At 60.8% G+C, this 18,867-nt stretch carries 15 protein-coding genes and 2 tRNA genes; 6 read left to right on the forward strand and 11 right to left on the reverse strand.

What is annotated here, in order from left to right:
- Positions 1-124: 124 nt before the first annotated feature.
- From EZI54_RS08410 to EZI54_RS08425, 4 genes are all read left to right on the forward strand, one after another.
- Entirely contained in the window at positions 125-2,275 is a 2,151-nt protein-coding gene (locus tag EZI54_RS08410; RefSeq protein ID WP_131480950.1) for a DNA topoisomerase III, read from the forward strand.
- A gap of 180 nt (positions 2,276-2,455) precedes the next feature.
- On the forward strand, positions 2,456-3,202 hold the full coding sequence (locus tag EZI54_RS08415; protein WP_131480952.1) for a response regulator transcription factor: 747 nt from the start codon (positions 2,456-2,458) through the stop codon (positions 3,200-3,202).
- Positions 3,203-3,226: 24 nt separating this feature from the next.
- Entirely contained in the window at positions 3,227-4,876 is a 1,650-nt protein-coding gene (locus EZI54_RS08420; RefSeq protein WP_131480954.1) for a FecR family protein, read from the forward strand.
- An 80-nt stretch (positions 4,877-4,956) separates the two neighbouring features.
- Positions 4,957-7,575, forward strand: coding sequence for a CHASE2 domain-containing protein (locus tag EZI54_RS08425; protein WP_131480956.1), 2,619 nt, complete (start codon positions 4,957-4,959; stop codon positions 7,573-7,575).
- On the opposite strand, the gene EZI54_RS25045 is transcribed toward EZI54_RS08425, so the two are convergent.
- Positions 7,561-8,697: a formyl transferase gene (locus EZI54_RS25045; RefSeq protein ID WP_242674388.1), complete on the reverse strand. Its 1,137-nt coding sequence runs from the start codon at positions 8,695-8,697 to the stop codon at positions 7,561-7,563. The genes EZI54_RS08425 and EZI54_RS25045 overlap by 15 nt on opposite strands.
- Positions 8,698-8,956: 259 nt before the next feature.
- Between EZI54_RS25045 and EZI54_RS08435 the strand changes: the two genes are divergently transcribed.
- Positions 8,957-9,448 (forward strand): GNAT family N-acetyltransferase, encoded by a 492-nt coding sequence (locus EZI54_RS08435; protein ID WP_165495719.1) that lies wholly within the window; start codon positions 8,957-8,959, stop codon positions 9,446-9,448.
- A 129-nt stretch (positions 9,449-9,577) separates the two neighbouring features.
- Here EZI54_RS08435 and EZI54_RS08440 read toward each other — a convergent pair.
- From EZI54_RS08440 to EZI54_RS08450, 3 genes are all read right to left on the reverse strand, one after another.
- Positions 9,578-9,654 (reverse strand) — tRNA-Met (locus EZI54_RS08440).
- A gap of 331 nt (positions 9,655-9,985) precedes the next feature.
- Positions 9,986-10,062 (reverse strand) — tRNA-Met (locus EZI54_RS08445).
- A 51-nt stretch (positions 10,063-10,113) separates the two neighbouring features.
- Positions 10,114-10,350, reverse strand: a complete 237-nt coding sequence (locus tag EZI54_RS08450; RefSeq protein ID WP_131480960.1) for a hypothetical protein — start codon at positions 10,348-10,350, stop codon at positions 10,114-10,116.
- A 78-nt stretch (positions 10,351-10,428) separates the two neighbouring features.
- On the opposite strand from EZI54_RS08450, the gene EZI54_RS08455 reads away from it, so the two are divergent.
- Positions 10,429-11,469 carry a GGDEF domain-containing protein gene (locus tag EZI54_RS08455; RefSeq protein ID WP_165495720.1) on the forward strand — a complete coding sequence of 347 codons (1,041 nt, stop codon included), beginning with the start codon at positions 10,429-10,431 and terminating at the stop codon, positions 11,467-11,469.
- A 22-nt stretch (positions 11,470-11,491) separates the two neighbouring features.
- Here the strand turns inward: EZI54_RS08455 and rnhB are convergent, their stop codons facing one another.
- The 7 genes from rnhB to bamA form a co-directional block, all read right to left on the reverse strand.
- On the reverse strand, positions 11,492-12,160 hold the full coding sequence (rnhB, locus tag EZI54_RS08460) for a ribonuclease HII (RefSeq protein ID WP_242674389.1): 669 nt from the start codon (positions 12,158-12,160) through the stop codon (positions 11,492-11,494).
- Positions 12,147-13,316: a lipid-A-disaccharide synthase gene (lpxB, locus tag EZI54_RS08465; RefSeq protein WP_131481077.1), complete on the reverse strand. Its 1,170-nt coding sequence runs from the start codon at positions 13,314-13,316 to the stop codon at positions 12,147-12,149. The genes rnhB and lpxB overlap by 14 nt, the downstream gene beginning before the upstream one ends.
- Positions 13,317-13,392: 76 nt before the next feature.
- Positions 13,393-14,184 carry an acyl-ACP--UDP-N-acetylglucosamine O-acyltransferase gene (gene lpxA / locus EZI54_RS08470; RefSeq protein WP_131480963.1) on the reverse strand — a complete coding sequence of 264 codons (792 nt, stop codon included), beginning with the start codon at positions 14,182-14,184 and terminating at the stop codon, positions 13,393-13,395.
- Positions 14,184-14,621 carry a 3-hydroxyacyl-ACP dehydratase FabZ gene (gene fabZ, locus EZI54_RS08475; protein WP_123634982.1) on the reverse strand — a complete coding sequence of 146 codons (438 nt, stop codon included), beginning with the start codon at positions 14,619-14,621 and terminating at the stop codon, positions 14,184-14,186. The genes lpxA and fabZ overlap by 1 nt, the downstream gene beginning before the upstream one ends.
- Positions 14,622-14,632: 11 nt before the next feature.
- On the reverse strand, positions 14,633-15,664 hold the full coding sequence (lpxD, locus tag EZI54_RS08480; RefSeq protein ID WP_131480965.1) for a UDP-3-O-(3-hydroxymyristoyl)glucosamine N-acyltransferase: 1,032 nt from the start codon (positions 15,662-15,664) through the stop codon (positions 14,633-14,635).
- A 296-nt stretch (positions 15,665-15,960) separates the two neighbouring features.
- Positions 15,961-16,455 carry an OmpH/Skp family outer membrane protein gene (locus EZI54_RS08485; RefSeq protein WP_123634984.1) on the reverse strand — a complete coding sequence of 165 codons (495 nt, stop codon included), beginning with the start codon at positions 16,453-16,455 and terminating at the stop codon, positions 15,961-15,963.
- A 72-nt stretch (positions 16,456-16,527) separates the two neighbouring features.
- Entirely contained in the window at positions 16,528-18,846 is a 2,319-nt protein-coding gene (gene bamA, locus EZI54_RS08490; RefSeq protein WP_131480967.1) for an outer membrane protein assembly factor BamA, read from the reverse strand.
- Positions 18,847-18,867: the final 21 nt, after the last annotated feature.

The raw sequence follows: 18,867 nt of genomic DNA on the forward strand, positions 1-18,867 counted from the left end.
CATTGACGATATTCTTTATTGTAACGTAATCCACACACGACCTGCTTGAGAAGACGTCGCCCGCCCTTGACACGATCCGACAGGTTCGCCATCTTCCATCGCCTGTTCCTGACCCGGTACCGTCATGCGCCTTTTCATTGCCGAAAAACCCAGTCTCGCACGCGCGATCGCGGTCGCCCTGCCCGGTCATATCGAGAAGGGGCCAGGGTGCCTGCGCTGCGGTGACCGCGACGTGGTGACCTGGTGTATCGGCCACCTGCTGGAGCCTGCGGAACCCGCCCACTACGATCCACGCTGGAAGTCCTGGCGCCTGCACGACTTGCCGATTTTTCCGGAGCAGTGGGCGGTTCTCCCCAAGGACAACGTGCGCAACCAGCTCAGTGTCCTGGAATCCCTGGTCGGCCAGGCCGAAAGCATTGTCCACGCCGGCGACCCGGACCGGGAAGGTCAGCTCCTGGTGGACGAAGTCCTGCGCTATTGTCGCGTGCGAATGCCGGTTGAACGGCTGCTGATCCAGGACCTGACACCAACGGCCGTTGCCCGCGCCCTCTCTCAGTTACGGGACAACCGCGAGTTCCGGCGCCTGTCCCACTCTGCCCTGGCCCGCCAGCGTGCTGACTGGCTCTATGGCATCAACCTGACCCGGGCCTATACCCTGCGCTATCAACAGCAGGGCCAGCAGGGGGTCTATTCCGTGGGCCGCGTACAGACGCCGGTGCTGGGGCTGGTCGTGGAGCGGGACCAGACCATCGCCCACTTTGACCCCAAACCGTTCTACACGCTCACCATCGACGGCACCAGCCGTTCGGAGCCGCCAGAAACATTCACCGCACGCTGGCGTCCGGGCGAGGCATTCCGGCATGCGATGGACGAGGAAGATCGGGTGCTCGACCGCAGCGTCGTCGAGCAGGTGGCCAGTGACGTGGACGGTCAGCCCGGCACGATTACCCTGGCCCGCTTCCGCGAACGCAACGAAGCGCCGCCGCTCCCCCTGTCCCTGTCAGCCCTGCAGATCGAAGCGGGACGGCTCTACGGGCTGGGCGCCAAGGCCGTGCTGGATGCCGCGCAATCCCTGTATGAGAAGCACCAGTTGATCACCTACCCCCGCTCCGACTGCCGCTACCTGCCGGAAGAACACTTCGGCCAGCGCCATGCGGTCGTCGAAGCCCTGCAATCGGTTGCCCCCGGTCTGTCACAGCTGGCACAACAGGCCGACCTGAAACGGCATTCACGCGCCTGGGACGACGGCAAGGTGGACGCCCACCATGCCATTATCCCGACCAGCCGCAAGCGCCCGGCAGGCAATCTCAGCCGCCCGGAGATGCGCATCTATGAGCTGATCAGCCGGTATTACCTGATGCAGTTCTTTCCCGACGCCATTCACCGGGAAGGCCGGCTTGAACTGACGGTTGCCGACCACCACTTCCGTGCCACCGAGACCGGTGTGCTGGACGCGGGCTGGAAAATCCTGGAAATCCGTCGCAAGGAGCAGGAAGAGAAACCTTCACGCCCCCTGCCCCGGCTGGAGGTCGGCGATGCGGTGGACTGCTCATCTCCCCGGATCAAGGATCGAATGACGCAGCCACCCAGCCACTTTACCGATTCCACCCTGCTGTCCGCGATGACCCACATTGCCCGCTTCGTGGCCGATGCCGAGTTGCGCAAGACCCTGCGCGAGACGGATGGGCTGGGCACCGAGGCAACCCGGGCCGGGATTATAGAGACCCTGTTCAAGCGGGACTACCTGATTCGCGACGGCCGCCACATCAAATCGACGAAGAAAGGCCAGGATCTGATCGGTGCCCTGCCGGAAGCCGTCTCCCGCCCGGACATGACGGCGGTCTGGGAAGCCACCCTGGAACAGATTCGACAGGGAGAGGGCGACCCCAGGGCCTTTCTCGCCTCGATCGAAAACCAGATCAGCGAGCTGCTGAGCCCCATCCGGTCCCACCAACCGGCGGGTACGACCTCCGCCCCGGCAGAACAAACAGGCGTTCACTGCCCGACCTGCCGCGCACCGATGCGGGAACGTACCGGCAAGTTCGGCCGATTCTGGGCCTGTACCCGCTTCCCCCAATGCAAGGGCACGCGGCCATTCGAGGACGACGGCGATCACCAGGACGGTGCGGACCAGGCACCGGTCCCCTGCCCGGCCTGCTTTTCACCCCTGGTCAGGCGTCATGGAAAAAAAGGCTGGTTCTGGGGCTGCAGTAATTTCCCTGCCTGCCGACAAACGGTAAGCGATGTTGACGGCAAACCGGGGCGCCCGCAGTAGACACCCGGATCAAGCCCGGCAGTGACACGCATCCGTCGCCGTTTATTACAGAACCCCGGAACATTCGGGCGATTTGGTTAACAGTACGCTACACATTGACACTGACCCCGCGCTGGCAATTTGCAAAAATATTCAATGCCATGGCGGTTGTGGCGCACGACAATACGCAGGAGACTTTCAATGCGAATCGCATTACTGGAAGACGAGCTGGCACAGGCAAGAAACATCGAGACCCTGCTGGCCGACAATCAACACCAATGCGACAGCTTCCAGACCGGCCAGTCATTCCTCAGCGCCGTCACACACCGCAGTTACGACCTGCTGATCCTGGACTGGCAGATCCCCGACATGACCGGGATCGACGTCCTGAAAGACGTGCGGGAGCAGCTCAACTGGCCCATACCGGTGGTCTTCCTGACCCAGCGCGACAGCGAGCAGGATATCGTACAGGCGCTAGACGCCGGTGCCGATGACTACCTGTCCAAGCCGGCCCGGCCCGGCGAGCTGCTGGCGCGCATCCACGCGCTGGTCCGTCGCAGCAATCCGGAGGTCGACCGCCAGATGCTGGAATTCGGGCCATTCACCATCGACACCAAGGCACGGACGATCGTCCTGCATGGTGAACAGCTGACGCTGACCGACAAGGACTTCGACCTGACGCTGTTCCTGTTCCAGAACAAGGGCCGCCTACTGACCCGGGAAATGCTGCTGGAAAGAGTCTGGGGCGTCACGCGGGACATCAATACCCGCACGGTGGATACCCACATGAGCCGTCTGCGCCGCCGCCTGGGCATCAAGCCGGAGAACGGCTTTCGCATCAAGACCATCTACCAGCGCGGGTACCGGCTGGAGTCGATGGATGACATCGCACGGGATGCGGCCGAAGACGGTTCGCTCCCGATCGATGACATGCCCCCGATTCAATGACGTTATAGCCGGACCCGTCGATTCATGCCGATATTCCCGACCGCCGTGCTCACCGTTGCCCGATTCCTCGGTGGATGCTCATTGCTGGCTCTCGCATCGCTGGCCCAGGCGGACCTGCCCGTCACGCATGGGTCGCAGCAGGGAGTCCCGCGCGCGACGAAGTCGGCGGGCCTGGATGACTGGCGCTATACCCTGCGCCCCGGTGAAACCGTCGAGCAGGTCGGCAAGCGCCTGCTGTCATCAGCCCATGACGTGCACCAACTCCTCCAGCACAATGGCGTATCCAATCCCGAAGATGTGGTCGCCGGGCAAAGCATCCGCATTCCAGTCAACTGGCTGGAAAAGAGCCCCGAACCGGCCATGGCCATTGCCGTGTCCGGGCCGGTGCAACATGTCGACGGCGTTTCCGGGCGGCGGCAGACACTGACCACCCACTCCCGGATACGGGCCGGGGACGAAATTGCCACAGGCAGCGGGTTCGCCGTGGTCCAGTTGGCGGATGGCTCGCTGCTCCGCCTGGGGCGCAACACCGATCTGATGTTCAACCGGCTCACCCGATTCGGCAAGACCGGCATGGTCGACACGCGCATGCGCCTGGACCGCGGCGAACTCGATGCGGAAGTGGAGAAGCTCACCGACAAAGGCTCACGGTTTGAAGTCGACACACCCTCGGCGGTGGCCGCCGTGCGGGGTACGAAGTTCAGTCTGCAAAGCAGTCCGTCCAAAACCCAGCTGCAGGTGACCGAGGGCAAGGTCGAATTCGGCCCGCCAGGCCGTACCGTCGGCATCCCCGCCGGCTACAGCGGCACCGCCGGTCAAGGCACCCGGAACCCTGTGGACATACGACACCTGCCTCCGGCGCCGGCGCCCGGTGCCGTGCCGGGCACCACGAACAAACTGCCGCTAGATATTGCCTGGAGCAGGATCGATAGCGCACAGGCCTACCAGATGGACATCTTCAACGCCGACACCGGCGACTGGATCGCTCGCCGGACCTCCCCATCCCCGGAGATGCGACTGGATCATCTTGATAACGGGAAATACCAGGTCCGGCTGGCCGCCATCGACCGTCACGGCAACCCGGGCATGCCCGACCTGCAATCGATCACGGTGGACCAGGAAGCCCGAGCCGCCAACCTGCAGGCTCCGGCGGCGGATGCCAGGGTTGACGACGAGATGCCGTCTTTCTCCTGGGCCTATCAGGGCGATAACGAAGTGGGCCGGGTGGAGATCGCCAGTTCATCCGACTTCTCGGATCTGGTGGCCACCAGCGAGTGGGCCCCCGATAGCAACGCCATTCCCTCCCGTGCCCTGAGTCCCGGCGAATACTACTGGCGGGTGGTCACCCGAACCGGCGGCACTTCCAGTGCGACGAGCGAACCTCGCAAGCTTGTCGTAAACGGCACCCTGCCACCGGCCCGGATCATCAACATCAACTATGTGAACAGCCAGGTCCGTATTTTCTGGCAACAGATCGAGAGCGCCGACAAGTACCAACTCCAACTGTCGGAAGACCCGTCTTTCAAGCACATCATCAAGGAAGCGAACGTCGCCGACACCACGGCGGCCTTGCGCCTGATTCCCGGAAGACGGTATTTTGTGCGGCTGAAAGCGCTTTCTGATGGACCGATCAACGGCCGATGGGGACCCGGCAGGGAGCTTTTTGTCAATTAAACCGCACTGAAGACTGTGTCATCAGATCGTACAGATCACACTCACACGGTCACACAGGGCGGCTTCAATAAGCGAGACGCATGCACAGGGATTGGTTCCGACTGACACGCACTGCCTGGAAGCTGGCCCTCCCCCTCATTCTCATTGCGTTTGCACTGAAATTTGTCGGCCTGCCCCAGCGGCTCGATCTGTGGCTTTACGATACCCTTGCGTTGAGTACGCCCCTGGCTCCGGCGTCCAACCTGGAACTGGTGGCGATTGACGAGAAAAGCCTGCGGGAACTCGGTCGCTGGCCCTGGCCCCGCGAGCGCCATGCAGACCTGATCGGGCGGTTGACCCGGGCCGGCGCAAAAGTGATCGTCTTCGATGTCCTGTTCAGTGAGCCCGGTCCTGGCGATGATGCGCTCGCCGCCGCGATGAAAGCCCATGGCAAGGTGGTGCTCCCGGTTCACCTCTATCCGCCCACGGCCGACGCACCACTGACGGAACAGCTGCCCACGCCACAGTTGACCCAGGCCGCTGGCGCCCTGGGCCACGTCCATGTCGAACTGGATGAGGATGGTATCGCGCGCGGTCTCTATCTCTACAGCGGTCTGGGGGAAGCGACCTGGCCAGCACTGTCCGTGGCGGCGGCGCAATTGGGCGGAAACGAGGTTCCGGCCCGCGACACCGGCAGCGACCAGGCCTCCCCCTACGTCAACGTCCGCAGCCAGTACGCCTATATCCCCCTGTCCGGCCGGATCGGAACAATTTCCACCACCTCCTACAGTGATGTGCTGCAAGGTCGCGTATCCATGGACCGTTTCGCCGGAAAGACGGTGTTTGTAGGCGCGACAGCCCCCGGATTCGGCGATGTCCTGCCTACCCCACTCTCCGGCCTGGCCGCGCCCATGTCCGGTGTGGAGTTTCATGCGAATGCCTATTCAGCGCTGGTCCAGCACAAGCTGATGATCACCATGGCGCCCTACCAGCACTGGCTCCTGCTCATCGCGATCATCATCTTCATCAGCCTGGCCCTGCCCCAGCTCAAGCCGTCCCATACGCTCTGGGTCTGCCTGATGACCAGCGCCCTGCTGTTGCTGGCGACAACGCTGCTCTACCGGCATGCCAGTTTCTGGATACCGGTCTCCCAGTCGCTCCTGATCCCGCTGATCGCCTATCCGCTATGGAGCACCCGCCGGCTTACGCTCCTGAACACCTTTCTCAACCGGCAACTGGATCTTCTCAGCCGCGATCCCGGCCTGGGGCTCAAGGAACCCAGCGACCACCAACCCGCGAGAGTCCTGGAGGACCTCTGTCAGCTCCTGCAGGCCAGGGGCTGGTGGCTATCCCAGGACGATACGGTATTGGCCAGTCATGGCCTGTCTGAAAAGGACCGGCCGAGTCGACTGACGACCGGCCTGTGGATGCATCGTGGGGACCAGAGCTGGCTACGCTTCAATCGGGGCGAGCGGCAGTTCGACCTGGGACTGGAGCTTCCGCCGAGCCTCTCCCGGGAAGCCAGTCGCCGCTACTTGCAGCGACTGAAACTGGACCACGCCGGGCACGGCACCGGTGCCGAGAAGGACTACCCGGCGGAAAACATCGGCGCCCGTATCGAGCGGGTCCGGGGGGCCATCGAGTCGCTGACCGGCATGCGCGAGTTCATCGGCCGCGGCTTCGAGCGCATGCCCGACGGCGTGATCGTGACCGACGCGCTGGCCACGATCCAGTTCGTCAACGGCCACATCGAGGAATGGTTTGGCGAGCCTCGCCCGAGCCTGATCGGCATGCCCCTGCCGGGGCTACTCAACGCCCATGACCCGCGCGACGGCACCCCCTGGCAGGAGACCATCGCCGATACGCTGACGCTGGGTCAGACCCGGACCGTCGACCTTCGAGTCCGTGGCATGGACCTGCTGATCCACCTGGCACCGTTCAGCATGTCGGATCACGAGCAGCACGGCATCATCGCCAACATTTCCAATATTTCCGAGCTGCGGGAACAGCAACGCCAGCACCGGGAAGCCATCGACTTCATCTCCCACGACGTGCGCTCACCGCTGGTCTCCCAGTTGGCGCTGATTGCACAGCTCAAGCGACGCCCGGAATCCATTGGCCCGGAGCAGCTCGAGCAGCTGGGCAACCTGGCTCGCCGCAGTTACCAGTTGGCAGAAGAGTTCGTACAACTGGCCCGCGCCGAGCAGTTGACCGAGACCCGGTTCTACGACTGCGAATTCCTGTCCGTGGTCGAGAACGCCCGGGACAGCGTCAGTGAGCAGGCGCTGAGCAAAGGCATCGAGCTCTCCCTGCACGGGCTGGACGACATCTGGCTGCGGGGCAACGCCGAGTTGCTGGAACGGGCGGTGATCAACCTGCTGACCAATGCAGTGCAATACAGCCCACCCGGCTCCACCGTGACGATCCAGGTTTTCCGGGCCGGTCACCAGGTCTGTCTGACCATCTCGGACGAAGGCATGGGCATTGCACCCCACGAGCTGCCCCACCTGTTTGACCGGTACCGGCGCCAGAAGAGTACCGAGCTGTCGGGAAACCGGGGCGCCGGGCTGGGCCTGTCATTCGTCAAGGTTGTCGTGGACAAGCACAAGGGTGAAATCAGCGTCGAGTCGAAGGAGGGAGAAGGGTCATCGTTTACCCTGCGCCTGCCGGTGGCCGATCCGCTGGCCACCATCGCCCAACAGACCTCAGCCGCTGATTGATTTACTGACGACGGCGGAGAGAGGGCTGACCAGGCCTTCCGTGTCGATTGCCCTTACGGCAAAGTACCAGTCCCCTTGATCGAGATTCTCGATCGTGTGCGTCGTCGTGCTGGCGCTGTCGATCACAATGACATTGTCCAGGGTGTCTGCCGTGTGCCCGTAAACAATCTCATAGCCCTGCAGCTCACCCATGGCGATACTGTCGCCGTTCATCCGCGTCAACGGCGCATCCCAGGTCAGCGTCGCCGTCTGGTCAATGGTCGGGGTCGTGGTGGTACTGCTGTTATCCGGTGAATCAACCGTACTGCCGCTGCCGGCCACTTCCGTGTAATAGGCCTGGGTCCGGATCGAGACTTCGTCCAGTGTCGCCACTACCGACGCGCTGTTGAACTCGGACTTCAGCCCCTCTGAAAGCACGGCGGCTTCCAGCATGATCGATTGCACCGACAGGTCGCCATCCGCATCGGGCGTCACGGAAAAGTAGCCGTTCTCCCGGATCAGTGCTTCGCTTTCCTTCAAGACCTCCTCTATGGATTGCCAGTGGGAGCCATCCACCAGCGACAGGAAAGCGGCGTTAATAATGGCCAGTTGAACCGCATCGGTGCTGCCGGAAAACCCATTGAGTCGCACCAGATCAGGCGGCGGCAACTGCAGGGTACCGGCCTGGAGGCCAAAGGCAGACTCCATCCCGGCATAGGCATCGGTCAGACTGGCTGCGGAAAGTCCCTGATCCGACCCTTCAGCCTGGGTAACCGCCAGGCTCGACAGCGGTGTCAGATAGATGTCGTGGGAAACAGACAGGTCGACGGCTCCCCGGAGCCGGAAATCAGGATTCAAGGGGAATGTCTCGCCAAACGCCACCGCGTTGGCGGTACCGACAAAACAGGACGGAACGACGTCACAGGTCATCCGAGTGCCTTCCTTGGCACGCAACTCAACCAGGATCCAGCCAGATGCCTTTCTCTTGATCGGGAGCTGGAAGCGACCCTGCTTGTCCGTAATGACCGGGCTACCCAATGCGCTACCGGTTTCATAACGCCCGGTTTCCGGATTCTTTTCAAGCGACCAGGCGGTTACTTCGCCGTTACTGATAATCCCCTTGATTGCGCCACCATTCAGCACGATAGACTCTGTACTGGCACGGGACGAGGCGGAAACGTCATCCGACGATCCACCGCCACCGCAGCCGACAAGCATAAGGGAGAGTACAACACTGGCAATCCCTGCCCATGACCGATTGATGACGGCAATAAACATATTTTTGCACCACTATTTTGACGATACAGGGCTACTGTATCCAAGTGGGTCAAAAACGAATGTGTTTTACGTCATTTTATGGTTTATTTTTTTAGCCAATTTTTTGACAGACCGGGAAAACAACATGGCCCGACGCACCACACATTTCGCCATCCGACGGTTCCGACCGGAATTCGACTGCGCCGCCGTCGGGGCACTGTACAGGCAGTCAATCACCGAGCTGGGGGCGGCCAGCTACGAGCAGGCCGTGATCGAGGTCTGGCGCAAATGGGGCGAAAACACCCAAGCCATTGCATTGACCCTGAGCCAGGGCCAAACCCTGATCGCCCAGCACAGCGGTCGCATCGCCGGTTTTGCACAGCGCCACCCGGACAATCACATCAACATGCTGTACGTCCACCCGGATTTCGCGCGTCGCGGCATCGCCTCGGCATTACTTGAAGAACTGCTGATATCCGCCCGTCGCGAAAGGGTCCGCGAGCTCTCGGTCAATGCCAGCCGGGTGTCCCGGTCACTGTTCGAGAAACACGGCTTCAAGGCCGGCGAAGCGGAATGGGTCGAGAGGGAGAACCTGAAGATTGAGCGCTTTCCGATGACATTTGCGCTGAAGGATTAGCAGGCACCGATCAAGGCAGTTGGCAGAAACACACCCTGATACATCCTGAAACGCCCTGCCGGAGAGTGACTGACTCAAGAATTCTATCCAAAAACAAAAAAGGCCAGTCTTATGACTGGCCTTCCTAATTGGTAGCGGGGGCTGGATTCGAACCAACGACCTTCGGGTTATGAGCCCGACGAGCTACCAGACTGCTCCACCCCGCATCAAACTTTTCTTCCAGCCCGACCCTCAGCGCTACCTGACAGTCGGGCTCATCACCCGAAGGTCGACGAACTCCCTTCGGCTGTTTTGGAATGGGGAGCCCGACGAGCTACCAGACTGCTCCACCCCGCATCAAACTTTTCTTCCAGCCCGACCCTCAGCGCTACCTGACAGTCGGGCTCATCACCCGAAGGTCGACGAACTCCCTTCGGCTGTTTTGGAATGGGGAGCCCGACGAGCTACCAGACTGCTCCACCCCGCATCAAACTTTCTAGAACTTAGACCGGATGTTCTGGTGATGTTCCCGGCCGAGCCTGAATATCAGGCTTTATTTGGTAGCGGGGGCTGGATTCGAACCAACGACCTTCGGGTTATGAGCCCGACGAGCTACCAGACTGCTCCACCCCGCATCAAACTTTTCTTCCAGCCCGACCCTCAGTGCTACCTGACAGTCGGGCTCATCACCCGAAGGTCGACGAACTCCCTTCGGCTGTTTCGGGATGGGGAGCCCGACGAACCACCAGACCGCTCCATCCCATCAAACTTTTAGAAATCAAGGACTTCGCTAATGCGCCCTTGATCTCAGTGGCGCGAATAATACGGCCTTGCGGGTCTACTGTCAAACGATTCCCATAGCGGATTTCACACATTGTAAAACTGCGCGCCAGATCCGGCTTGAAGCTTGCCAACAGGTGCATTACAGGTTATTCAGAATGTTAAGAAATGCGCGATACGCTCAGTCTCCTATATTCCGAGCCTGTCATCCGGACCTGCCCATGTCGTCATCCGATTACAAACATGCTACCCACCGCCTGGCGGCGCTGATCCAGCAGGCTCGCCGCAATGAGGCCATTGCCGCAAAACTGTTCGATATCGAGTTGGACATGCTGCGCGCGACGGAGCTCAGCGAGTTTACCGACGGCCTGACCGAGCAGGTCAGGGATCGCTTTGAACTGGATGAAGTGTGGTTTGCGCTCACAGACATTGAAGACAATCGCCGTATTCTGGCGCTCCTGGGCGAACAGGGCGGGCTCTCCGAACGTTTGCTGGTGGGCACGGTCGATTTCCTGCGTCTCACCGAAAACAGCGACGCACCGGTTCTCAGCGACAACATCCGCCACCTGCAGCAGTTGATCCCCCGTCACCTGCGCACCCGCATCCGCTCCCTGGCGCTGCTCCCCCTGCAGATGGAGGGTCGACTGGTCGGCGCGCTGATCCTGGGCTCCGGCGATGCCGCTCGTTACCAACCGGGCATGGAGTCATTCTTCCTGCATCAACTGGCCATCAAGGTGTCAGCAGGATTGACGAGCATCTGGGCACGGGAACAGCTTCGCCTGCTGGCGACCCGTGACCCGCTGACCGGCCTGCGTAACCGGCGTGACCTGGAGGCCGTCCTGGAACAGGAACTGGGGCGCTCCCAGCGCAACGAGCAGCCACTGGCACTGCTCTTCCTCGACCTCGATGATTTCAAGACGATCAACGACAACTGGGGGCACGAGTCGGGGGATGCCTGCCTGGTGCATGTCGCGCAACGAATGCAATCCATGATGCGCCGGGAAGACAGCCTTTTCCGGTTTGCCGGGGATGAGTTCATCGCCCTGTTACCTGGCCAGACGGAGGAGCGGGCCGAACACATCGCCGAGCGCATGAAAGCCGACCTGACTTCAAATCCGGCGACCGCCGGCGATGAACCGATAGCCGTTAGTTTCAGCTACGGCATTGCGTGCATTCGCCCGGAAGCCAACAAGACCGCCGACGAACTATTGCGCCTGGCCGACCAGCGGCTGTATGACATGAAGCGCCGCCTCGCGGACTGACGAAAAGAGAGCGAGCCCGGGCTCAGAGGTCGAAAAGATCGGTGGGAAAGACCGGCTCGGACGTTACGGCCGCCCCCACGGTGTCCAGGGCTTCCCTGACGGGGCGGAAAGACCGGCGATGCACGGACGTGACACCGAGGCGTGACAGGGCTTCCAGATGAACCGGTGTGGGATACCCCTTGTGAGCTCCCAGGCCATAGCCGGGAAATTGCGCTTCCAAGGCGACCATCTCCCGATCCCGCGCCACCTTGGCCAGGATGGAAGCCGCACTGATGGCGGCCACCCGACTATCGCCTTTGACGACGGGTTCGCTGGGCCAGCGCCATTTGGGGCAGCGGTTGCCGTCCACCAGCACGTGCTCGGGGGCCGGGCGCAAACCGCCAACCGCCCGCTCCATGGCCAACATGGTCGCCTGATAGATATTCAGCTCGTCAATCTCATGGACCTCACAGCGCCCCAGGGACCAGGCTAACGCTTTTTCACGGATTTCACCGGCCAATGACTCGCGGCGCCGTTCCGTGAGTTTCTTGGAGTCCGTCAGGCCCTCGATCGGCCTTACCGGGTCCAGGATAACCGCCGCAGTGACCACCGGCCCCGCCAGCGGTCCACGTCCCACTTCATCCACTCCGGCCAGCAAAGCCCCCTGATACACCGACACAAACGGTTGCCCCACCAGACTAACGGTCGTCACCGGCTTCTCCTTCAATTAGCGGCACCAGCGCCTCCGCCGCACGCTCGTTGGCATTGCGGCGCAACAGTTCGTGAAGCTCGGCAAAAGCCACCTTGAGCGAATCAACATCAGGTCCCGGCTTCAGTCTGTCCAGCACAGCCTGCCCCAGGGCCTCCGGCGTGGCATTGTCCTGCAGCAACTCCGGTACCAACTCGCGGCGGGCAAGAAGGTTCGGTAAGGCAACATGAGGCACCTTGACCAGTCGCGATGCCAGGAAGTAGGAAAAACTGTTCAGACGGTAGCCGACCACCATGGGCTTCTTGAGCAGCATCGCCTCCAGGGTGGCCGTGCCGGACGCCAACAACACCACATCCGACGCCGCCATCACCTCGCGGGAACGCCCCAGCACGAGACGCACCGGCAGCCTGACGTCCATTGAATCGAGCAGAGCCTCGATCTGTAATTGCCGCGCCCGATTCACGCAGGGAATAACGAGTTGCAGATCCGACTGGCGGGATTGCAGCCAATGAGCGGCCGCCAGGAAAAGCCCGCCCAAGCGCTCCACTTCCCCGGCCCGACTTCCCGGCAGGATCGCCAGCACCGGCGCGGAGGTATCCAGCTCAAGCGAACGCCGTGCGGCCCGGGTATCCGGCTCCATGGGAATGGCGTCGGCCAGCGGATGCCCAACGCAGGCCACCGGCACCCCGTGCTCCTCGTAAAAACGAGCCTCGAACGGGAACAGCGTGAGCATCTTGTCCACCGCCCGGGCAATTTTATGGATGCGCTTGCGGCGCCACGCCCAGACTGACGGGCTCACATAGTGTGCGGTGCGGATGCCGGCCTGCCGCAACCGCAGTTCGAGACCGATGGTGAAGTCCGGGGAATCAATACCAATGACGATGGCGGGCGGAGTGATCAGGAAGTAGTCACGCACCCGCCTGCGAATGGAGACCAGTTCCCGCAACCGCTCCAGGACTTCGACCAGCCCCATGACCGAAAGGCGGTCCATCGGCACGAGGGAATGAAAGCCCGCCGCCTGCATCTCCTCGCCGCCAATACCGGCAAAATGCGCGTTAGGATAGCGTTGTCGCAGCGAACGGATAAGACCGGCACCGAGGATGTCGCCGGAGGCCTCCCCGGCAACGATACCGATCGTGAGCGGGCGATAACTGACAATGCGCGAGGCGGGTATGGCAGTCCCGTCGTCCGGCGGGAGCGCGGAATGGGGCGGGGATTCCGTCACGGTATCCCCGTTAGCGAACGATGCCGCGATGCGCGATGCGCAGGGAGTCAATCAGCGCGTCGAGCTCCGGCTGACCGGCAAAGTCCTTTTCCAGCACTTCAATGGCCTGCGCCAGGGTGTGCCCCTGACGATAGATCACCTTATAGGCCCGGCGCAGTTGGGTGATGACCTCACGGCTGAACCCGCGGCGCTTGAGGCCTTCGGCGTTCAACCCATGGGCCGACGCCGACTGGCCGCTGGCCATGATGTAAGCCGGGATATCCTTGAGCACGATACTGCCGCCAGCACTCATACTGTGGGCACCAATGTGGCAAAACTGGTGCACCATGGTTCCGCCACCGAGAATGGCCCAGTCGCCCACGCTCACATGGCCGGCCAGGGTCGCACAGTTGGCGAGAATCGTGTTGTCGCCCACAACGCAGTCATGGGCCACGTGCACATAGGCCATCAGCAGGTTGTTACTGCCAATCACGGTTTCGCCCCGATCCTGTACGGTTCCGCGGTGAATCGTGCAATTCTCACGGATTTCATTGTTGTCGCCGATGATCAGCCGCGTCGGCTCGCCGGCGTACTTCTTGTCCTGGCATTCCTCGCCAACACTGCAAAACTGAAAGATGCGGTTGTGGCGGCCGATTACCGTCGGCCCCTTGATCACCACATGGGACAGGACTTCCGTACCGTCGCCAATTTCCACATCGGGTCCCACATAACTGAAGGGACCCACGGTCACGTCCTTCCCCAACTTCGCTCCGGGATCAACGATCGCCTGAGGATGGACTCCCGACCAGACCTGTGTCGCCATCAAACTTCTCTCTCAGCGGTCATGATTTCCGCGACGCAGGCAACCTTGTCATCCACCAGCGCGCGGCAGTCAAACTTCCAGATGCCGTGCTTGTCCGAAATGAAACGGGACTCAAGACGCAACTGGTCTCCCGGTACCACCGGCCGCTTGAAGCGTGCCTTACTGGAACCGGCGAGGTAGTGTATCACGCCATCGGACGGTTTCCGGTCGACAGTCACAAACCCGAGAATCCCTGACAACTGCGCCATGGCCTCAATAATGAGCACACCCGGCATGATCGGCTTGCCTGGGAAGTGTCCGTTGAAGAACGGCTCGTTAATCGAAATGTTCTTGTAGCCGACAATGGACTGCCCTTTCTCGACTTCCGTGACGCGATCCACCAGCAGGAACGGATAGCGGTGGGGCAGGAATTCCATAATTTCTTCAATATGCATCATCAGGTACGGCCTCAGGCTCGTTTAAGCAGTTTCTTCTCTAACTCGCGCAATTTCCGCGCCAGATCATCCAGCTGACGGAAGCGCACGACGCTCTTTTGCCACTTGCGGTTTGTATCCACGCCGGTACCTGACGAGTAAACACCCGGTTCCTTCAGACTGCGTGTCACCATCGTCATGCCGGTCAGGTGCACGTTGTCGGCAATCTCGAGATGTCCACCCACACCGGATGCGCCACCAAAGACGCAGTGCCGTCCCACCCGGGTACTGCCGGCTATCCCGGTCAGCGCCGCCATAGCCGTGTGGTCACCGATACTCACGTTATGGGCAATCTGGATGAGATTATCCAGTTTGACGCCATCGCCGATGACGGTGTCGTCCAGCGCGCCGCGATCAATTGTCGTGTTGGCGCCGATCTCCACATCATCGCCGATGACCACGCGTCCAACCTGGGCGATGCGATGCCAGACGCCTTTTTCATTAGCGAATCCAAACCCCTGGGAACCGATCACGGCCCCGCTCAGGATCAGGCAACGCTGGCCGACGACGACGTCGTGATAGAGCGTCACCCGCGGGTTGAGTCGGGACCCTTCCCCGACCCGGCAGCGCTGACCGACCACACAACCCGCGCCAATCACCGCATGATCAGCGATCGACGCGTCTGCCTCGATAACCGCCTGGGGACCGATCCAGGCTGTTTCGGCAATCGTTGCCGACGGATCAACCACCGCCGAGGGATGAATGCCGGCTTCAGGATTGGGCTCGGGATCAAACCAGTGGCTCAACCGAGCATAACCGAGGTAGGGATTGTCCAGTAACAGGACATTGGTCGGACACTCGTCAGCCATGTCCGGCGAGACGATCACGGCCGTAGCTTGCGTCTCCTTGAGATAGCGGCCGTAGGACGGGTTGGCCAGGAAAGAGATCTGGCCCTCTCCCGCAGACTGCAGCGTCGCAATGCCGCTGATCTGGACCGATTCATCCCCGATTACGCGGCCGCCCAGTGCCTGTGCAATGTCGCCCAGCGTATGGACTTTGTTCGTCATGATTCACTCCACCCTGTCTTGGGATACTGCTTCGGGCTCACCGTCGCAAATACACAGGACGCGGACAGCTTCCCTTGTGCCAGCCACCAGACCTGAAAAGCCCCTGAAAAGGTGACGGGTCGCCTCGCCTCCCTATTGAGGGCGAAATACAACCCGCCCCTGGACAGGGGCTCTTCGCCAAAACGAGTCGCCCGAAAAACACCGCCGAATCCTGCCAGAGGCCCCGCAGCGGGACAATGGCTGGAACCCCCTGATTCGGGGGCGCTCACGTCGTTTTCAGGCAGCGACCCATCGACTTATTTGTTGAGTTTCTTGATCAACTCTTTGGTCAGGTCCATATCCGGCTTGGCATAGACAACGGCTTCGCTCGGCAGCACCAGATCCAGGTCATGCTCTTCAAGCAGTGCCTTCACGGCCGCATCCACCTGCGGACGGGCGTCTTCGAGGAACTTCTGCTTGCGGCTGTTGACGGTTGAGTCCAGACGGTTCTTGAGATACTGGAATTCCTGGACCTTGTCCTTGAATTTGCCCGACAGCTCGTTGCGCTCGGACTCGTTCATCATAGCACCGTCTTTTTCCAGACGTTCCTTGAGCTTGCGAGCTTCTTCCTGGGCGTCCCGGACTTTCTGTTCATCGTCACTGAACTCGGACTGAAGCTGTTTGCTGAATGCCTGCGCGTCATCCGAAGAAAAAAGAGCGCGGCGCAAGTCCACGACACCAATCTTGGTGTCGGCCAGTGCCGGCACCGCCAGCATCAAGGCCAGGGCTGCGACCATCATCTTCTTCATCATGCTGAAAACTCCTGTTCATTCGTCTTGTTCTGCGCATTGTACCGATTGCGCTGCGCGATTTGAGCCCGGCGATTAATAAGTTTGCCCCAGTGAGAACTGGAACACCTGCGTATTGTCCCCGGATTTATCGTTCAGCGGCTTGGCCAGACTGAACGCCAGCGGGCCAATCGCGGTAATCCACTGGAAGCTGATGCCCGCCGCTGTCCGGACTTCGCCCAGCTTGGGATCGTAACCGCGACTGGTATCGAAGACCTGACCGGCATCCAGGAAGAAAGCCGTCCGCATGGACCGGGTATCGCCGGCAAACGGTGTCGGGAAGATGAGTTCCATGCTGCCTTCGGTCAGCAGGTTACCGCCGAACGGATCCGGATCGGAGTTGTCGCCAACGGCGTTGGTGGCAAGCGGCCCAAGAGAGTTGGCCTCATAACCCCGAACCGAACCATAGCCACCGGCGAAGTAGTTCTCATAGAACGGCAGCTCACTGTTGTTGCCGTAGCCATCGCCGTATCCAACGTCCGTCCGCGTATGGAATACCCAGGTCTGGTTGTCGTTCAGCGGCTGATAGAAGTTGGTCCGATGAGACGCTTTGTAATACGTCAGGTCACTGCCCGGCACTGCCACATCCAGCGAAATCGACTGACTGAAACCGGCGGTCGGCAATACGCCGCGGTTCAGCGAGTTGCGAGTCCAGCTACCGGTCAGGTGGAAGGTATCCGAGGTGTCGCCATATTCATCGATAAAGTCGGAGACTTCCTGGGCCGGATAATCATCCAGCTTGATCTTGGTCCGCGTATAACCGGTACCAAAATTCAGACGGGTGATGCTGTCAATCGGATAGCCAAAATCGATACTGCCGCCATACTCGTCCAGCAGGTAGGAGGTAATATCCTGCTCATCGTAATCGGTCTGGCGCCCGTACAGACTGAAGCCACGACTGACGCCATCAACGGTATAGTAAGGATTGGTGTAGGAGAACTTGGCACTCTGCACCGAATCACTGTGGGTTGCACCGATGGTGACCTGTTTGCCGGTACCGAAGAAGTTCTTCTCGGAGACGCTGGCCCCCAGGATCACGCCGGAACTCTGCGAGAAGCCCAGCGAGGCGGAGAGGCTGCCCGTAGGCTGCTCTTCCACGGTGTAATTCACGTCGACCTGATCATCGTGACCCGGCACGCGGACGGTTTCCACGTCCACGGTTTTGAAGAAACCCAGTCGTTCCAGTTTCGTCTTGGAGTATTCGATCAGATCGGTCGAAGCCACGCCGCCTTCCATCTGCACCATTTCCTGGCGCAGAACCTCGTCACGGGTGCTGACGTTCCCCTTAAAGTTGACCCGGCGAACGTAGGCACGCTTACCTGGCTCAACATAGAACGTCACCGATGCGGTGTGATCATCGTGGGTTTCCGGCACCGCGTTGACGTTGGCGAAGGTGTAGCCTTCCTTGCCCAGACGACGGGAAAGACGTTCGGACGTATTGGTCAGCGCCTGCTGTGAGTAGGTATCGCCGGACTTCAGTTTAATCAGATCACGCAGTTCGCTTTCTTTCAGGATCAGGTCACCACGCAGTTTGATGTCCGAGATGGTGTACTTCGGCCCCTCATTAATCGCGATGGTGATGAAGACGTCTTTCTTGTCCGGAGAGATGGAGACCTGACTGGACTCCACGTTGAAATCGATATACCCGCGGTCCAGATACCAGGAGCGCAACGTTTCCAGATCGCCGCTCAAACGTTCGCGAGCGTACTTGTCGGAGTTGGTGATCGAGGCCCACCAGTTGGATGTTTCCAGCTCGAACTGGTCGAGCAACTGTTCGTCGGAGAATGATTCGTTGCCAATGATATTGATATGACGGATCGAGGCGACTTCGCCCTCGTTGATGTCCAGCTTGATCGCCACCCGGTTGCGGGGCAGCTCTTCCGCCGTCGCCTTGACCCGGGCGCTGTAGCGGCCCTGGGCCACATAGGAGCGCTGGATTTCCAGCTCGAGTCGCTCCAGGGTGGCGCGCTTGAAGACCTGCCCTTCCTTCAGGCCGGCACTGTCCAGGGCCTGCTTGAGCGCATCGGTCTCGATCGCCTTGTTCCCTTCAATATCGATGGAACTGATGGCTGGCCGCTCCTTGACGGTCAGGACCAGGACGTCATCGTCCCGGCTGGCGCTCAGATCCGTAAACAGCCCGGTACCGAACAGGTTCTTGATCGCATCCGCCAGTGACACTTCGTCGACCGGCTCACCGATATCAACGGGGAAGGCACCAAATACGGTCCCGGCGGACACCCGCTGCAATCCTTCGACTTCGATATCGGATACGACAAACTGGTCAGCCAGAGCCGATGGCAGGACCCCTACTGTGGAAATGAGGCCTACTGCCACACTCAGAAGAGAACGTCTCATTCAGATAATTCGCCTGTTTAT

Origin of the sequence: Marinobacter halodurans, from assembly GCF_004327985.1 — a bacterium.
GTDB classification, from domain to species: Bacteria; Pseudomonadota; Gammaproteobacteria; order Pseudomonadales; family Oleiphilaceae; genus Marinobacter_A; species Marinobacter_A halodurans.

What these genes read in the sequence shown, in the direction of transcription:
- EZI54_RS08410 (WP_131480950.1), top strand. Translation starts at nt 125, where the DNA reads ATGCGCCTTTTCATTGCCGAAAAACCCAGTCTCGCACGCGCGATCGCG.
- EZI54_RS08415 (WP_131480952.1), top strand. Translation starts at nt 2,456, where the DNA reads ATGCGAATCGCATTACTGGAAGACGAGCTGGCACAGGCAAGAAACATC.
- EZI54_RS08420 (WP_131480954.1), top strand. Translation starts at nt 3,227, where the DNA reads ATGCCGATATTCCCGACCGCCGTGCTCACCGTTGCCCGATTCCTCGGT.
- EZI54_RS08425 (WP_131480956.1), top strand. Translation starts at nt 4,957, where the DNA reads ATGCACAGGGATTGGTTCCGACTGACACGCACTGCCTGGAAGCTGGCC.
- EZI54_RS08435 (WP_165495719.1), top strand. Translation starts at nt 8,957, where the DNA reads ATGGCCCGACGCACCACACATTTCGCCATCCGACGGTTCCGACCGGAA.
- EZI54_RS08450 (WP_131480960.1), bottom strand. Translation starts at nt 10,350, where the DNA reads ATGCACCTGTTGGCAAGCTTCAAGCCGGATCTGGCGCGCAGTTTTACA.
- EZI54_RS08455 (WP_165495720.1), top strand. Translation starts at nt 10,429, where the DNA reads ATGTCGTCATCCGATTACAAACATGCTACCCACCGCCTGGCGGCGCTG.
- lpxA (WP_131480963.1), bottom strand. Translation starts at nt 14,184, where the DNA reads ATGGCGACACAGGTCTGGTCGGGAGTCCATCCTCAGGCGATCGTTGAT.
- fabZ (WP_123634982.1), bottom strand. Translation starts at nt 14,621, where the DNA reads ATGATGCATATTGAAGAAATTATGGAATTCCTGCCCCACCGCTATCCG.
- lpxD (WP_131480965.1), bottom strand. Translation starts at nt 15,664, where the DNA reads ATGACGAACAAAGTCCATACGCTGGGCGACATTGCACAGGCACTGGGC.
- EZI54_RS08485 (WP_123634984.1), bottom strand. Translation starts at nt 16,455, where the DNA reads ATGATGAAGAAGATGATGGTCGCAGCCCTGGCCTTGATGCTGGCGGTG.
- bamA (WP_131480967.1), bottom strand. Translation starts at nt 18,846, where the DNA reads ATGAGACGTTCTCTTCTGAGTGTGGCAGTAGGCCTCATTTCCACAGTA.